The following is a 15,250-nucleotide window of genomic DNA, read 5'->3' as shown; positions in this document are numbered from 1 at the left end:
CACGACAAAGGGCGTCACTCTACCCCCTAACACTCTAATCTAAAAATAACCAATCAAAAACGCCTAAAATTACCAGAAACTAATATTAGGCGTTTTTTCTAATTGTTAAACCTTTTGACCTGCTTGGCTGTCGAATAAAAGTCTGTTTACCTCGCCAAAATCAAGGTCGAACACCAGGAAGTCTTGACAAGAGGACATCGGTCAGCATAGGGACGATGAAGGTGCATTGCTGGCAAATCTAGGGTCATCACCTCATTAGCAAAAGCTAGTTTTTCTGGAAAGGGTTGAAAAATTGTTCCTGGCTGAAAATCTTGCTGCTCCTGCCACTCTGCCAATTCCATCAAAAAATTATCAACCTTGGGTTTCTCAATCAGTCCTCTAAAAGCCCCATCAAAGACCTGCTGACTGAGGTTGTAGTAAGCATGCCCACGAACAGAAAAACCTCTGGTAAATCGGGTTTCGCCAAACTGACGGGGCCGTTTATCCTGCTTACAGATTTCAGCCAGATGCACCGAGGCTTCTTGAGGCTGGTCTTTCAAGAGAGCCAAAAGAAATTTCTCATCATTATCCAAATCAGGAAATACCCCCTCCTCATAGGTAGCTGCACCGTAGAAAACCGCTCTGAATAAATCAATATAGGCCAAACGACCGCCATTGATGTCATCAACCTGAGGAATGACTTTAGACACTTCAGTGAAGCGATTGGCTGCTAAGAGTTCTGGCAAAATGTTGTACGCATAGAAGAGACGGCCTGCTGAAGTTCCAGCAGTATTGCTTAATCTAGCCATCACAGAAATCTGATAGAGGGCGTCATTCAGGGCAGTCAGGTCCCCAGTCTTAAAAGCTTCATAGAGAAGGACATTCTTTTGTGAGCGATACCAAACAGTATCAAACAGAAGCAAATAAGCTAGTGCAAAGGCCTCATCAGCAGTTCGCTCAACCTTGCTACTTTCACTAAATCTCTTAATCCTCCCCTCAATATCTAATGTTTCAAAATAAGTTGCCCAGTCGGGCCTATAGGTTCTACTTTCTTTCTCCAGTAAAATGTCGTATTCTTTAACTAATTTTTTCAGTTGTTTTTGAGTCATATCTTCTCTCCTACCCCATCCCCTTCAATTCCAGCACCATATCCCGAATCTGGGCAGCCAGTTCGAAATCAAGCAGTTCTGCAGCGGCCTGCATTTCTTTTTCCAGTTTTTTGATGGCGGCTTGGCGTTCAGTCTTGTTGAGGCTTGAGTAGTCCACTGTTTCTTCAGCGACTTCTGATGAGCTGGACTTGGTGATGGCAATCAGGTCGCGGATTTCCTTCTTGATAGTTTGAGGGACAATGCCGTGTTCCTTGTTATATGCCATCTGGATGCTTCGTCTGCGGGCGGTTTCATCCATGGCTCGTTGCATGGAGTCTGTCACCTTGTCCGCATACATAATGACATGACCTTCGGAGTTTCGAGCGGCACGTCCGATGGTCTGAATCAAGCCACGTTCGTTGCGGAGGAAACCTTCCTTGTCGGCATCCAGAATAGCGACCAGGCTAACTTCCGGAACATCAATCCCCTCACGGAGGAGGTTAATCCCAATCAAGACATCAAAAACGCCCAAGCGGAGGTCGCGGATAATCTCGGTCCGCTCCAGGGTCTTGATGTCGGAGTGCATGTACTTGACCTTGACGCCCATTTCTTTGAGGTAGTCGGTCAGGTCCTCGGCCATCTTCTTGGTCAAGGTCGTGACAAAGACCCGCTCGCCCTTGTCAGCTCTGCTATTGATTTCGCCCAACAAATCATCCATCTGCCCCATGGTCGGACGGACCTCCACCTCAGGGTCCAGGAGCCCCGTCGGTCGGATAATCTGCTCGACCACAGTCTCGGTCTGCTCGTGCTCGTAGTCGCCAGGGGTGGCGGACACGTAGACAATCTGGTGGACGTGGCTCTCGAACTCCTCACGGCGCAGGGGACGGTTGTCCAGAGCAGACGGCAGGCGGAAACCATAATCCACCAGCATCTGCTTGCGGCTGCGGTCGCCATTGTACATGCCCTTGATCTGGCCCATGGTCATGTGGCTCTCGTCAATCATGATAAGAAAATCCTCAGGGAAAAAGTCCAGCAGGGTGTAGGGCGGCTCGCCCTCTCTCCGCCCATCCATGTGGCGGGAATAGTTCTCCACCCCGTTGGTGTAGCCCATTTCGCGGAGCATTTCGATGTCGTAGTCGGTTCTCTGTTTCAATCGCTGAGCTTCTAAGAGTTTGCCCTCAGTTTCGAAGACCTTGAGCTGGTCCTCCAGTTCCGCCTGAATTTTAGCGATAGACGCTTCTAAGTGGTCCTCGTTGGTCACAAAGTGGGTGGCTGGGAAAATGGCCAAGTGGTCTACCTCGCCCAAAACTCGACCTGTCAGGCTTTCGATTTCCCGAATGCGGTCAATCTCATCCCCGAAAAATTCCACTCGGAAGGCGTGCTGGTCTCGGCTGGCAGGGAAGATTTCCACTACATCGCCACGAACCCGGAACTGCCCCCGTTGGAAGTCAATGTCATTCCGCTCAAACTGGATGTCCACAAGAGCATTCAAGAGCTCATCACGAGAAATCTCCTGACCAGGTCGCAGGCTGACCACGCTCTCTGAATACTCCTTGGGATTTCCCAGACCGTAGATACAGGACACCGAGGCGACAACGATGACGTCATTTCGCTCCAGAAGAGCCGAGGTCGCCGAGTGGCGAAGCTTGTCAATCTCATCATTGACCGAACTGTCTTTTTCAATATAGGTGTCGCTGGACGGCACATAGGCCTCAGGCTGGTAGTAATCATAGTAGGACACAAAATACTCAACGGCATTGTCAGGGAAAAACTCCTTGAACTCCCCGTAAAGCTGGCCAGCCAGGGTCTTGTTGTGGGCAATGACAAGCGTCGGCTTGTTGACCCGAGCAATCACCTGGCTCATGGTGTAGGTCTTTCCTGTTCCCGTTGCTCCCAGGAGGATTTGTGCCTTCTCGCCACCTTCTAGGTTGTCCACCAGCTGCTCAATAGCACGGGGCTGGTCACCAGAAGGGGAATACTTGGAAACGAGCTTGAATTGGTTGGTGGTTTTACGGTCAATCATGACAACTCCTTGAACTGATTTTCTTCCATTATATTATAGCATAAGATAAGCTGACCTGATGAGCTAGGCTAACAAGAAAAAGGAGGTCAAGACCTCCCATTTCATCTTATCTTGCTACTGCTTAGCTCCTTTTCCTTGCTCGCTACGCAAGCGATAGGCAAAGTAAAGGATAAAGGCCAGTTCAACCACGGTGGCCAGAAGGCTCCCTTCTGGACCAAACAGGCCACCTGATAGCCAGTCTGCAACACCAGACTTGTTGGTCATGGACAAGAGACTCGCTTGAGCATCAATGCCTGAAACAGCAACCCCATAGACATTGCCCTGGAAAAAATTCCAGGCTGCATGGAGGCCAACGACACTCCAAAGATTGTCCCGCCACAGCATGTAAAGGGCCATGCTGACACCTGCTAAAATCAGGTTGACCAAGGCCAGGAGCGTCACGCCCTCATTGCCCAGATGAATCAGGCCAAACAGGCTACTGCTCAGACCGACAGCCCAAGCCAGGTTGGTCTTGCTCTTGAGCAGGGGCAAAAGCCAACCTCTGGTCAGCAGTTCTTCCGTGCCACCTTGAATCAGCCAGAAGGGAATCAAGGACAGGACATAGAGGAAACTTCTTCCTGTCAGGTTGATCCCTGTCAGCTCAAGCCCACCCAATAGCCATATCAGGGCCAAGAGCAGACTGAACTGTAAGCCTCCCAGACCAAAGCCCAGGCTCAGCTCCTTGAACCAACTCGTCTTGAAAAAACCAAGACTGGCTAAAGGGCGTTTTTCTACCCATTTGACCCAGGCCAGATTGAGCAAGGCAACGCCCAAAAAGGTCAGCAACTCCAAGTGGAGGGGGAGGCTGAAGTCAGTAAAAGCAACCCAGTTTTGGGTTAACGTAAGGTACAGGCCTAAAGCAGGACCAATCGCCAAACTAGATAAGATTATTCCGAGAAGAAAAAAGACTTCTACCGACAAGAGACCAAATGGCACCAGAAGCCAGACGGGCCACCTGTCATAAAAGCGTGTCGGAAAATCTAATAGGCGTTTCATGGTGACGACCTCCTCTGATAAGGTTTTCTACCATTATAATCTAAAAACCACTGGTTAGCAAGCGAAAATCTAACTATCTTCCTCCAAAACAACTCACAGCATGTCAGAAAACCTAACATATGATTCAGAAAATTTGACAGAGGTATTTCATTCTGCTATAATGGTCTCTATATTTTAGAAAGGAGGCTAACATGAAAAGCAAACTATTAAGCTTTATGCTAGCTATTTTTTCAGTATTGACCTTGACTGGAACCAAGGCTCTAGCTGACACCATCGATATCGTGTCTGACACGGCCTATGCCCCATTTGAGTTCAAGGACACTGACCAAACTTATAAAGGAATTGACGTTGACATCATCACCGAGGTCGCTGAACGCAGCGGCTGGGACTATAACATGACCTTCCCTGGCTTTGACGCAGCGGTCAACGCCGTTCAAGCTGGACAAGCCGACGCCATCATGGCCGGTATGTCCGTTACAGAGCCACGAAAAAAGGTCTTCACCTTCTCTGACACCTACTATGACACCAAGGTTGTTATCGTGACAACCAAGGCCAATAAGGTCACTACCTATGACCAGTTGCGGGGCAAGGTGGTCGGGGTCAAAAACGGCACTGCCGCCCAAACCTTCCTGGTGGACAACCAGGAAACCTACGGCTACACCCTCAAGACCTTTGACACCAACGATACCATGTATAACTCCCTGGCAACTGGTGCTGTTGATGCTGTCATGGATGACAAGCCTGTTGCCCAGTACGCCATCAGTCAAGGCCAAGACCTCCGTATCGAGATGGAAGGCGAGTCTGTTGGTAGCTTTGCCTTTGCCGTTAAAAAAGGCAGCAAGTACGAGTACTTGGTTGAGGACTTCAACAAGGCCCTGGCCCAAATGAAGTCAGACGGCAGCTACGATGCCATCATCAACAAGTGGACAGCTGGTTCAAGCACGGGCACTGCGACCACAGGTCCCGCAACTGGTAATGCCTCAGCCAAGGCAATCCCTGTAAAAGCCAACTACACCATTGTTTCAGATTCATCATTTGCACCGTTTGAATACCAAGACGATAGCGGCAAGTATGTCGGTATCGACATGGAATTGATTCAGGCCATTGCTGACCAGCAGGGCTTCAAGATTTCCGTCAGCAACCCTGGTTTCGATGCGGCTCTCAACACGGTTCAGGCAGGTCAAGCCGATGCCGTTATCGCTGGTATGTCCATCACGGATGCCCGTAAAGAAATCTTTGATTTCTCTGATTCTTACTACACTTCAAACATCCTCTTGGCGGTTAAAAAAGGCAGTGCTATCGCCAGCTACGCTGACCTGTCTGGCAAGACTGTCGGTGCCAAGAACGGTACCGCTTCTTACAAGTTCTTTGAGGACAACAAGGCCACTTACGGCTACACCCTCAAAGCCTTTGACGAGGCGTCAGCCATGTACGACAGCCTCAACTCTGGAGCCATTGACGCTCTGATGGATGATGAAGCGGTTCTCCGCTATGCCATTACCCAAGGCCGAAACTTTGACACCCCAATCCCTGGCGAACCGTCGGGCGAATACGGTTTTGCCGTTAAAAAGGGCAGCAACCCTGAGTTGATCGAGATGTTCAACAACGGTCTAGCAGCCCTCAAGGCCAGCGGCGACTACGATAAAATCGTGGCCAAGTACCTGGGAGCGACCAGCTCAACGACCAGCAGCGTGGATGAAACCACCATTGCTGGCCTCTTGTCAAATAATTACAAGCAGCTCCTCTCTGGTCTTTGGACCACCATTTCTTTGGCTCTGGTATCCTTTGCCATCGCGACAGTCATCGGTTTGATTGTTGGCATGATGTCTGTTAGTCCTGTCAAGGCCCTCCGTGTCCTGTCTGGTATCTTCGTTGATGTGGTTCGTGGTATTCCACTCATGATTGTCGCAGCCTTCATCTTCTGGGGTGTGCCAAACCTGATTGAGAGCCTGACTGGCCAACAAAGCCCAATCAATGACTTTGTGGCTGGTACCATTGCCCTGTCCCTGAACGGCGGTGCCTACATCGCTGAGATTGTCCGCGGTGGTATCCAAGCCGTTCCAGTCGGTCAAATGGAGGCCTCACGGAGCCTGGGAATCCCTTACAGCACAACCATGAGAAAGATTATCCTGCCACAGGCAGTGAAGCTCATGTTGCCAAACTTCATCAACCAGTTTGTGATTTCCCTCAAGGACACGACCATTATTTCAGCCATCGGTATGGTGGAACTCTTCCAAACGGGTAAAATCATCATCGCCCGTAACTACCAATCTTTCCGGATGTACGCCATCTTGGCTGTCATGTACTTGGTGATTATCACCTTGCTCACACGCCTGGCCAAACGCTTGGAAAAGAAAGGATAAGCCATGACACAAACAAGAGAATTAAAAATTGATGTGCAAGACCTGCACAAATACTACGGCAAAAACGAAGTCCTCAAAGGGATTGATGCCAAATTCTACGAGGGTGACGTGGTCTGCATCATCGGCCCATCAGGCTCTGGTAAATCAACCTTCCTGCGGACCCTCAACCTGCTTGAGACCATTACCAGTGGTAAAGTGGTGGTGGACGGCTTTGAACTCTCAGACCCCCACACCAATGTGGACAAGGCCCGTGAAAACATCGGCATGGTTTTCCAGCACTTCAACCTCTTCCCCCACATGACAGTTCTTCAGAACATCACCTTTGCCCCAGTTGAGCTGGGCAAGGCCAGTCAAGCAGAGGCTGAAAAAACAGGCCGTGACCTGCTGGAAAAAGTTGGTTTGGCGGATAAGGCTGACGCCTACCCAGACAGCCTGTCAGGTGGTCAAAAGCAACGGGTGGCCATCGCCCGAAGCCTAGCCATGAATCCAGACATCATGCTCTTTGACGAACCGACATCAGCCCTTGACCCAGAAATGGTCGGCGATGTCCTCAAGGTTATGAAAGATTTGGCTGAGCAAGGCATGACCATGCTGATTGTCACCCACGAGATGGGCTTTGCCAGAAAGGTTGCCAACCGCGTCATTTTCACCGACGGTGGCCAATTCCTCGAAGACGGCAGCCCAGAACAAATCTTCGACAACCCACAACACCCGCGTTTGAAAGACTTCTTGGATAAGGTCTTGAACGTTTAAGACAACTGATCAAAACCCCGCCCTTTCCATTTACCGGAAAAGGCGGGGTTCTTGTATGAATGGACTAATTTTTCCAATAGGTATAAGCCCGACCAGCTAGGTCTCCAACGTCAGTAAAGCCAAGGCTTTCATAAAAGGACCTTGTTTTCTCTGTCTGGTCTGTCATCAGGTGGCATTGGTAGATGCCCTCATAGGCAGCTAGACAATCGGTCAAGAGGCGGGTTCCGATACCCTGTCGCTGGTAGGCAGGCAAGACCAGAATATCCTGGATAAAGAGAATGGTGGCCCCATCACCGACAGCCCGCAAGAGGCCAACTAGGCGGTCACCGTCATAGGCTGCCCTCATAAAGAGGGTTCCATCCAAACCAGCTTGTAGGCGGTCTGGGTTGGCTGTATAGTTCGTCCATTCCACCGCCTCATAGAGGGGCAGAACTTGGTCAAGGGTCAAGGTTGGGTTGGTTGTGTAGGTAATCATCAGCTACTCCTTTTCTTTGCTTAATCTTAGAAAATCGTTGCTGTAAAACGTAACCTCATCCCCTACACCTCCCTCACTATCTTTGCCTTAGGGCTCTTAGCTAAAAATCAAATCTGTCAGCTCTTGGCTAGTCACCTGGCCAAAGTAGTTGGTCAGGTCCTGGCTGGCCAGAACAGCCTCAACTTCCTCGGCAATCATGCGGGTACCGATCAGGCTGTTTTCCAGCTCTGCTATGTCGGCCTTGCCGAAGAAATCCCCATAAATCCGGCAGTTGGCGATCCGGCTCTTCTCAATCTCCAGGTGAATGTCGATGGTCCCGCAGGCGAAACGGCCGTCCCGCTGGTAGCTGTACTGGGGCGAATTGCCGTAGTTCCACTCCCAGTTCTTGTACTTGTCGGCCACCAGGCGGTCAATGCCGACCCAGTCGTCAGCGGTCAGAACATAACGCTTGGCCTCATCGATATGGTTGAGCCCCAAGAGGCGGCAAACCATGAGGTCCTTGAACTCGTGGGTGGTCACTTGAGCAAACTCAGGGGCCAGGTAGTCCCGAATCTGGCCCACTCGACTGCGAACCGAGGCAATCCCCTTGGACGCCAGCTTCTTACGGTTGGGGTTGAGGACCTTGTCCATGGCCTCAAAGTCCACGTCCAAGAGCAGGGAGTAGCCGCCGTAGACCCGACCGTTACTAATGGTCATAGCAGAGCCCGACACCTTTTTCCCCTCGATAACCAGGTCATTACGGCCACGCTGCTCCACCTCAGTCACCCCCAGGCTATGCAGGGCAGCCAGGGCAGGCTCGTAAGCCCGTTTGAAATCCCCAAAAATGCCATTGTCAGCCATCAGGTAACAAATGTTGACCGCACCTGAATCCACATAAACGGCACCGCCACCCGTATCCCGACGAACCAGGAGAATATTGTTCTCATCCAAGTAGTCTTGGTTGATTTCAGCAACCGCATTTTGGAATTTGCCGATTTCAACCTTGGGGTCGCAGTAGTAAGGGAAGAGGATGTCGTCGTCCAAGAAAATGTTGTTCTGGACATAGACCTGCATGGCCAGGGCATAGGCCCCATCGGTCACATACTGACCGTCACGAATGGGTTCAATCAGATACATATAAAAATCTCCTTTTAATTTTCTCTTCTTAATTATAAAACGCTTCCTATGGAAAAGCAAGAAAGAACTGGAAGGATGATTGTTTTCATGTTTTCCGAAAATTTCTGTACGTTTTTCTAAAACAAAAAAGTGGGGCTCCCCACTTTTTTGAATAAATAATTAGCCACAAATAGCTCTTGATAGACCTACTGTCTTGCTTAGTTACCACTGCTTGGCTCAGTCGTTGTCGGTTCGGTTGAAGACGCTGGCTCACTACTCTGCACGGTGCTAACTTCCGTCACCTCTGTCCTTGTCTCTACGACTGGCACACTAGGTGCAATGTCGACAGCTGGTGCTACTGAAGGAGCTGGCACAAAGACTTCCTCTTCCTCAGTTGATGTCTCTTGACTCACTGAACTGCTCGATGAGGTGGTGGTTTCTGTGATGCCTGAACCTAAACTGTTCAACTGGTCTTGCAGGGATTGCTTTTTGGCTGGCGTGGTCACTTGATCAATCAGGCCTTGGGTGTAAGCAATATTGGCCTGGGTTGGGCTATCAATCGTTGCCTGGAGAGCCGTCTCTGCTTCTGCGATTCGAGGCAAATCATCGTTCAAACGGTTCAAACGAGCCAACAAGTCCTCCCGCTGGGTGCTGGTCGGCAACTGTTCCAACTCCGTCTTTACGGCAACTATCGCCTCTGCTGTCGGGTGTTTTTCCAATTCGTCAATTTTTTTAGTCAGACCTTCCAGCGGGTTACTTGGAGCAGGCTTTTCCGAACTCGGTTTTTCTTGGACCACAATCGGTTTAACCACCTTGTTTTTTTGCTCAACCACATGAGTGTTGCCATAGGTCACATAGATGTAACTTGATAAGATAACCAGAACAACACTCAGGAAGAGGTACAAGAAATCTTGCTTTTTCATGTTTGACATTTCCCTTAAATTCCTTACTAACAAAAATCACTTAAAATTGATTATAGCATTATCTCGCGAATTCTGCAAATCCTATCCCTGTGATTTTGGAAAAAAATGATTATTTTCCATTAAGGATTGGAAAATTTCCTTGTCTTTGATGAATAAGCCTTCCATCGTCAGCATTTCTTTGGGGAAATAAAAGCGGCGATCCCCATGACTGGTCCCCGTTAAAGCTGCCACCAAAGGTGACAAGCTCGACAGCTCTGCCATGGTCCCGTTTTTTTCAAGAATGGTAATGGCCGTTCGGGGCTTTTTGGCCTCGGGACGGTAAATATCATAGGGCAAATCAAAGTTATAGTGAACAGCCGTATAATAATCGGGGTCAAAACCTACACCAGCAATGAGCTCTCGCAGTTGGTCTAGTTTCGGCAAATCAACCTCATCAAAAGTGATGGACTTAAAGACCTGACGGTTGATAAAACGGGTAGCCAAGTCAGCTAAAATGGTATCTGGACTGGTCATCCATGCTTGAAAATAAGTGTTCATCACCCCATCATCCAGTTTTAAGTAGTCGTCCAAGCTGACCTTTTGCTCAAAAAAAGGAATGAGATGAGGGGAGGTTAGGCGAAAGTAAGCTTGATGGTCAGTATAGAGAGCCTTGGCCCGTTTGAGGAGATTTTGCAACAAAACTTCCATCGCCCGGCTGGCAGGGTGGAAATAGACCTGCATATACATCTGGTACCGGCGGACCAAATAATCTTCCACAGCATGCATACCGCTATGGGCAAAGGCTACCCCATTCTCCACGGGTTGGATAATGCTAAGAATCCGTGTCAAATCAAACTGACCATAGCTAACTCCTGTAAAATAGGAATCCCGCAGTAAATAATCCATCCGATCAGCATCGATTTGACTGGAAATCATGGCTTCAACCTGCTTGTTGGGATAGGTATGGGCAATAACTGCCGCTACCTTGGCTGGAAAATCAGGAGAAACCTTACGCAAAACCTCATGAACAGCCGTCCCTGGGCTAGTAATGATGACCTGAGTAATTGCCTCATGGTCGGTCTCAAACAAGCGTTCAAAGGTATGGGAATAAGCCCCGTGACCAATATCATGCAGGAGAGCAGCGACAAGTGTCAAAAGGCTGTCTTCAGTTTTCCAGATATGAGGATAGGCCGTGTTGAAACGTTCTACCATTCGTCTGGCAATGTCATAAACCCCCAGGCAGTGGGAAAAACGGCTGTGCTCGCCACCATGAAAGGTGTAGCCAGTCGTTCCCAGCTGCTTAATGCGGCGAAGCCGCTGGAATTCTGGTGTATTAATGAGCTGATCAATAATGGGCTCGGTAATCAAAATATCGTTGTGAACAGGGTCACGAAAAATTTTCTCTCTCATGAACCTATTATAACAAAAAAGAAAGGAGCTTGGCAAAACTCCTTCCTGATGGCCTTATTTTTTAGCAAAATGGGCACGCACCCTTGGAGCAACCTGCTCGCCATAAATCCGAATGGCCTTGAGGGTAGCCTCGTGGGGCATGGAGCCAATGGGCAAATGGAGCATGAAGCGATCCAGGTCCAAGTCCTCCACCAGGCGGATGATTTTGTCCGCCACCGTCTTGGCGTCACCGACAAACATGGCCCCGTCAGGAGAGACCGCCTGGTCATAGTAGGCCCTGGTCATGGGCCGCCAGTAAGGGCGGGACTTGCCAATGCTGTCAGAGGCCCGCTTGGTTGGCAGAAAATACTCCTCCACCGCCTGGGTCTGGTCCTCAGCCAACCAGCCCCAAGAATGGGCCGCTACCCTGAGCTGGCTTTCCGGATGGCCTGCCTCGTGGCCGATTTGCTTGTAGGCCTGAACCAATTGGCGGAAGGCCCGTGGATTGCCACCGATGATGGCATAGGCGATGGGCAGGCCCTGCTGGGCAATCTTAACCGTGGATTCCAGGTTGCCTCCTGTGGCCACCCAGATCGGCAAGGTCTCCTGAACCGCCCGAGGCAGGACTGGCTTGTTATCAACGGCCTGGGTATGGGTAGTCCCTGGCCAATTCAGATAGGTGTCCTTGTTGATGGCCAAGAGCATGGCCAGTTTTTCATCAAACAAATTGTCATAGTCTCTGAGGTCGTAACCAAAAAGTGGAAAGCTCTCAGTAAAGGACCCTCGACCAGCCATGATTTCCGCTCGGCCATTTGACAAAGCATCAATGCTGGCATACTGCTGGTAGAGGCGAACAGGATCTATGGAGGACAGGACTGTCACCGCCGAAGACAGGCGGAGCCTCTTGGTCTTAACGGCACCTGCGGCCAAGAGAATTTCAGGGGCCGATACGGCAAAGTCCTCGCGGTGATGCTCCCCGATGCCGTAAAAATCCAACCCCACCTGGTCCGCCAAGGCCATCTCCTCAATCATGTCGCGAATCCTCTGGTCATGGGCCAGAGGCTGATCAGTCCCCACCAGCGGGCTGGTGTCACCAAAGGTCGAAATGCCAAGTTCAATCTGTTTCATCTGCTTGCTCCTTTTAGCTTATGGCTTATTTTATCACTATTTAGTGAGTTTTGCAAGCCCCCTGCTCAGAGCTGGCCCTATCAGCCCTTTTTAGTGTATAATAGAAAGCAAGGAGGTCCTATGTCCCTATTTAACCAACTCCCTGCCAGCCTCTTGCAGCTCTTGGCCATTTTTTTGTCCATCATCATCGAGGCCCTACCCTTTGTTCTCTTGGGTGCCGTCCTATCGGGCCTGATTGAGGTCTTTATCACCCCGGATGTCGTGGAGCGGCTCCTGCCCAAAAACAAACTGGCCCGCATTCTCTTTGGTAGCCTGATGGGCCTGATTTTCCCCTCTTGCGAGTGCGGCATCGTCCCAATCGTCAGTCGTTTTTTGGAAAAAAGGGTGCCCAGCTACACGGCCATTCCCTTCATGACCACAGCCCCTGTCATCAACCCGATTGTCCTCCTAGCCACCTATTCGGCCTTCGGCAATTCCTGGCGGCTGGTTCTCTTGAGGGTTCTAGGTGCTAGTCTCCTAGCCCTGACCCTGGGCCTGCTCCTTGGCTTCGTCTGGACAGACCCCATTAGCAAGCCTCACCAACACCAGTCAGGCCAGAAAAAGGCCAGCACAGGCCATGACCACCGAGCTGGTCACCGAGAGTTAAGCCTGCCTCAGAAACTCTTTTCCAGCCTGGAGCATGCCATCGAGGACTTTTTTGAAGTTGGACCCTACCTGATTTTCGGGGCACTCTTTGCCGCCAGCATGCAGATTTATGTGCCGACCAAGTGGTTGACAGCCATCAGTCACACGCCTGCGACCGCCATTTTACTCCTCATGGCTGTGGCCTTTATCATGTCCCTGTGTTCAGAGGCTGATGCCTTTATCGGGGCCTCACTCCTGTCCAGTTTTGGCCTTGCTCCTGTCATGGCCTTCCTGCTCTTTGGCCCCGTCATCGACATCAAGAACCTCTTGCTCATGGGTCGGGTCTTTGAGGCCCGCTTCATCAGACGGTATGTCGGTGTTTCAGGCCTGATGATTCTCACCTACTGCCTAATCTTGGAGGTTCTCTAATGCGGCGTTTTCTGATTCTCTTTGCTTACTGCCAACTGTCCATGTACCTCTATTGGTCGGGGAAACTAGACCATTACATCAATGCCAGATACAGCTACCTGACCTTTGTCTCCCTGATTTTAGCCTTTGTCCTAGCCACCACCCAGCTCATCATCTGGGTGAAAAACCAGCCACCAGCTGGCTTAAAAAGGCAGTCCTTTTTAGGGTTGGTTGGCTTGCTCCTGCCTATTCTGGTCGGCTTTTTTGTCCCTACGGTTAGCTTAGATTCGACGACGGTGGCAGCCAAGGGCTACTATTTTCCCCTAGCAGCGGGAGCCAATCCCCAGCTGGCTGAGGAGGACGGTCAGGCTATCCAGTACCTCAAACCTGATACCAGCCTCTATTTCACCCAAAAGACCTATCAAAAGCAAATGGCTGAGCTCCTTGACCACTATAAGGACCAAAAGACCGTCACCATCACCAACGACAACTACATGGCCCTGATGGAGGTCATCTACCTCTATCCAGAGGCTTTTGAGGGCAAGGAAATCAGCTACACGGGTTTTGTTTACAATGATCCCAAGGTAGCAGACCAGCAGTTTCTCTTTCGGTTTGGCATCATCCACTGCATCGCCGATTCTGGGGTCTATGGCCTCTTGACAAAGGGTGGGTCTATCCGTTATGATGATAATACCTGGGTTCAAGTTACCGGTACCTTGACCAATACCTATAACCAAGCCTTAAAACAATACCTGCCAACCCTGACCATCACGGACAGCTCTGCTATTGACCAGCCAGAGAAACCTTATGTCTATCGACCTTTTTATTAGAAACGAGGATTTTTATGTTTACCAATACCTTTAAGACCATGATTTATGCCACTGACGTTGCCGCCGAAAAGGAATTTTGGGGGAAGATGGGCTTCATTATCGTGAAAGAGGAGATGGTGTTAGACTACCCTAGCTTTGAAATGAAGCTGTCTCCTGATGCGGAGTGCAGTTTTGTGGTCTATGCTAGGGAGTTCATCGAAAAATTTTCTCCTGAACTGCTCAACAACCAGCCCAATCTCCTCTTTTTCACCCCTCACATTGATATGATTTACCAACTGGTCAAACATGTCAGTCCTGTGGTCAGTGACATGAACCTCGAACCCTATAAAAATTTCAGCTTCGAATCACCGAGCGGGCACTTTTATACGGTTCGTGAGAGTTTCTAGACAAATCCATCGCCCTGTGCTATAATGGGGCGTATTTTTAATGAAAAGAGGAACACCATGTTTAACGCACAACTTCATGTCATGCTCTATGTCGCTGACGTCCCTACCGAGAAAGCCTTCTGGGAGGCTGTTGGCTTTACCATCACCAAGGAAGAGGAGATGGCTGGCTACCTGACCTTTGACATGATTCCTGCTGCTGACAGCACCTTGACCTTCACCGTTTTTGACAAGACCTTTATCCAAGAGGTTTCCCCTGAAGTGGCTGACCACCAGCCAAGCATCCTCTTCCAGTCCTCTGATTTGGAAGGCCTGCATGCCAAGGTTAAGGCTCACGCCCCAGTCTGCAATGACATCTCAGAAGTGCCTTTCAAACACTTCAACTTTGCGTCACCGAGCGGCCAATACTACGCTGTTCAGGGTGTTTAAGACGACAAACACCAGCCCGAGGGCTGGTGTTTTCGTGTTCAGATTACAAAATCTTTTTTATGGGATGATAGGTCAGCCAAGCGTTAAAGCCAAGAACAGCCAGATAAAAAGCTAAGCTCAACCAGACTGGCCAGGTCGTTAAAGGCTTGGTTGACAGGAAAAACCAGAGACCAGCCAAGCCACCGACTAGCAGGACCAAGCGAGCTAGACCAGCTCGGCTATTGGCCAACAAAAAGCTTGTAAAGTTGGTCAGGGCCAGGGCCCAAAAGATGATGTTGCGACCGTTGAACCAGAAATTGAGGGCCAAAATAATCCCAAAAATCAAGTCAAACTTCTTTTTCATTCC

15 protein-coding genes are annotated in these 15,250 nt (G+C 49.9%); 6 read left to right on the top strand and 9 right to left on the bottom strand.

Annotated features, from left to right (window positions below; genetic code table 11):
* Positions 1 to 146: 146 nt before the first annotated feature.
* From AC3ARB_RS03095 to AC3ARB_RS03085, 3 genes are all read right to left on the bottom strand, one after another.
* Complete coding sequence (locus AC3ARB_RS03095; RefSeq protein ID WP_488321103.1) at positions 147 to 1,088, bottom strand: hypothetical protein; 942 nt, start codon at positions 1,086 to 1,088, stop codon at positions 147 to 149.
* A gap of 10 nt (positions 1,089 to 1,098) precedes the next feature.
* On the bottom strand, positions 1,099 to 3,090 hold the full coding sequence (uvrB, locus tag AC3ARB_RS03090) for an excinuclease ABC subunit UvrB (protein WP_488321102.1): 1,992 nt from the start codon (positions 3,088 to 3,090) through the stop codon (positions 1,099 to 1,101).
* Between the two features lie 114 nt (positions 3,091 to 3,204).
* Positions 3,205 to 4,125, bottom strand: a complete 921-nt coding sequence (locus AC3ARB_RS03085; RefSeq protein ID WP_488321101.1) for a CPBP family intramembrane glutamic endopeptidase — start codon at positions 4,123 to 4,125, stop codon at positions 3,205 to 3,207.
* Between the two features lie 191 nt (positions 4,126 to 4,316).
* Between AC3ARB_RS03085 and AC3ARB_RS03080 the strand changes: the two genes are divergently transcribed.
* Complete coding sequence (locus AC3ARB_RS03080) at positions 4,317 to 6,488, top strand: ABC transporter substrate-binding protein/permease (protein ID WP_488321100.1); 2,172 nt, start codon at positions 4,317 to 4,319, stop codon at positions 6,486 to 6,488.
* 3 nt (positions 6,489 to 6,491) lie between these two features.
* Positions 6,492 to 7,241, top strand: a complete 750-nt coding sequence (locus AC3ARB_RS03075; RefSeq protein ID WP_488321099.1) for an amino acid ABC transporter ATP-binding protein — start codon at positions 6,492 to 6,494, stop codon at positions 7,239 to 7,241.
* Positions 7,242 to 7,305: 64 nt separating this feature from the next.
* On the opposite strand, the gene AC3ARB_RS03070 is transcribed toward AC3ARB_RS03075, so the two are convergent.
* From AC3ARB_RS03070 to AC3ARB_RS03050, 5 genes are all read right to left on the bottom strand, one after another.
* Positions 7,306 to 7,716, bottom strand: a complete 411-nt coding sequence (locus AC3ARB_RS03070; RefSeq protein ID WP_488321098.1) for a GNAT family N-acetyltransferase — start codon at positions 7,714 to 7,716, stop codon at positions 7,306 to 7,308.
* Between the two features lie 96 nt (positions 7,717 to 7,812).
* Positions 7,813 to 8,832 carry a lipoate--protein ligase gene (gene lplA / locus AC3ARB_RS03065; protein WP_488321097.1) on the bottom strand — a complete coding sequence of 340 codons (1,020 nt, stop codon included), beginning with the start codon at positions 8,830 to 8,832 and terminating at the stop codon, positions 7,813 to 7,815.
* 197 nt (positions 8,833 to 9,029) lie between these two features.
* A complete protein-coding gene (locus tag AC3ARB_RS03060; RefSeq protein ID WP_488321096.1) occupies positions 9,030 to 9,734 on the bottom strand; it encodes a hypothetical protein in 705 nt (234 codons plus the stop codon).
* An 81-nt stretch (positions 9,735 to 9,815) separates the two neighbouring features.
* A complete protein-coding gene (locus AC3ARB_RS03055) occupies positions 9,816 to 11,123 on the bottom strand; it encodes an HD domain-containing protein (RefSeq protein ID WP_488321095.1) in 1,308 nt (435 codons plus the stop codon).
* A 54-nt stretch (positions 11,124 to 11,177) separates the two neighbouring features.
* On the bottom strand, positions 11,178 to 12,230 hold the full coding sequence (locus tag AC3ARB_RS03050; protein ID WP_488321094.1) for an LLM class flavin-dependent oxidoreductase: 1,053 nt from the start codon (positions 12,228 to 12,230) through the stop codon (positions 11,178 to 11,180).
* A 120-nt stretch (positions 12,231 to 12,350) separates the two neighbouring features.
* Between AC3ARB_RS03050 and AC3ARB_RS03045 the strand changes: the two genes are divergently transcribed.
* From AC3ARB_RS03045 to AC3ARB_RS03030, 4 genes are read left to right on the top strand one after another with little or no spacing between them, the layout of a single operon-like run.
* Positions 12,351 to 13,283 (top strand): permease, encoded by a 933-nt coding sequence (locus tag AC3ARB_RS03045; RefSeq protein WP_488321093.1) that lies wholly within the window; start codon positions 12,351 to 12,353, stop codon positions 13,281 to 13,283.
* The gene (locus AC3ARB_RS03040) at positions 13,283 to 14,092 is read left to right on the top strand and encodes a TIGR03943 family putative permease subunit (protein ID WP_488321092.1); all 810 of its coding nucleotides are present in this window, start codon (positions 13,283 to 13,285) and stop codon (positions 14,090 to 14,092) included. The genes AC3ARB_RS03045 and AC3ARB_RS03040 overlap by 1 nt, the downstream gene beginning before the upstream one ends.
* Positions 14,093 to 14,106: 14 nt before the next feature.
* Positions 14,107 to 14,478, top strand: a complete 372-nt coding sequence (locus AC3ARB_RS03035) for a VOC family protein (RefSeq protein ID WP_488321091.1) — start codon at positions 14,107 to 14,109, stop codon at positions 14,476 to 14,478.
* Between the two features lie 57 nt (positions 14,479 to 14,535).
* On the top strand, positions 14,536 to 14,904 hold the full coding sequence (locus tag AC3ARB_RS03030; RefSeq protein ID WP_488321090.1) for a VOC family protein: 369 nt from the start codon (positions 14,536 to 14,538) through the stop codon (positions 14,902 to 14,904).
* A 43-nt stretch (positions 14,905 to 14,947) separates the two neighbouring features.
* Here AC3ARB_RS03030 and AC3ARB_RS03025 read toward each other — a convergent pair whose 3' ends face one another.
* Positions 14,948 to 15,247, bottom strand: coding sequence for a hypothetical protein (locus AC3ARB_RS03025; RefSeq protein ID WP_488321089.1), 300 nt, complete (start codon positions 15,245 to 15,247; stop codon positions 14,948 to 14,950).
* Between the last annotated feature and the right edge of the window lie 3 nt (positions 15,248 to 15,250).

It is taken from the genome of Streptococcus sp. ZY171113, from assembly GCF_057748235.1.
This window is presented reverse-complemented; position numbering and strand designations above follow the sequence as displayed.

What these genes read in the sequence shown, in the direction of transcription:
- AC3ARB_RS03095 (WP_488321103.1), bottom strand. Translation starts at nt 1,088, where the DNA reads ATGACTCAAAAACAACTGAAAAAATTAGTTAAAGAATACGACATTTTA.
- uvrB (WP_488321102.1), bottom strand. Translation starts at nt 3,090, where the DNA reads ATGATTGACCGTAAAACCACCAACCAATTCAAGCTCGTTTCCAAGTAT.
- AC3ARB_RS03085 (WP_488321101.1), bottom strand. Translation starts at nt 4,125, where the DNA reads ATGAAACGCCTATTAGATTTTCCGACACGCTTTTATGACAGGTGGCCC.
- AC3ARB_RS03080 (WP_488321100.1), top strand. Translation starts at nt 4,317, where the DNA reads ATGAAAAGCAAACTATTAAGCTTTATGCTAGCTATTTTTTCAGTATTG.
- AC3ARB_RS03075 (WP_488321099.1), top strand. Translation starts at nt 6,492, where the DNA reads ATGACACAAACAAGAGAATTAAAAATTGATGTGCAAGACCTGCACAAA.
- AC3ARB_RS03070 (WP_488321098.1), bottom strand. Translation starts at nt 7,716, where the DNA reads ATGATTACCTACACAACCAACCCAACCTTGACCCTTGACCAAGTTCTG.
- lplA (WP_488321097.1), bottom strand. Translation starts at nt 8,832, where the DNA reads ATGTATCTGATTGAACCCATTCGTGACGGTCAGTATGTGACCGATGGG.
- AC3ARB_RS03060 (WP_488321096.1), bottom strand. Translation starts at nt 9,734, where the DNA reads ATGAAAAAGCAAGATTTCTTGTACCTCTTCCTGAGTGTTGTTCTGGTT.
- AC3ARB_RS03055 (WP_488321095.1), bottom strand. Translation starts at nt 11,123, where the DNA reads ATGAGAGAGAAAATTTTTCGTGACCCTGTTCACAACGATATTTTGATT.
- AC3ARB_RS03050 (WP_488321094.1), bottom strand. Translation starts at nt 12,230, where the DNA reads ATGAAACAGATTGAACTTGGCATTTCGACCTTTGGTGACACCAGCCCG.
- AC3ARB_RS03045 (WP_488321093.1), top strand. Translation starts at nt 12,351, where the DNA reads ATGTCCCTATTTAACCAACTCCCTGCCAGCCTCTTGCAGCTCTTGGCC.
- AC3ARB_RS03040 (WP_488321092.1), top strand. Translation starts at nt 13,283, where the DNA reads ATGCGGCGTTTTCTGATTCTCTTTGCTTACTGCCAACTGTCCATGTAC.
- AC3ARB_RS03035 (WP_488321091.1), top strand. Translation starts at nt 14,107, where the DNA reads ATGTTTACCAATACCTTTAAGACCATGATTTATGCCACTGACGTTGCC.
- AC3ARB_RS03030 (WP_488321090.1), top strand. Translation starts at nt 14,536, where the DNA reads ATGTTTAACGCACAACTTCATGTCATGCTCTATGTCGCTGACGTCCCT.
- AC3ARB_RS03025 (WP_488321089.1), bottom strand. Translation starts at nt 15,247, where the DNA reads ATGAAAAAGAAGTTTGACTTGATTTTTGGGATTATTTTGGCCCTCAAT.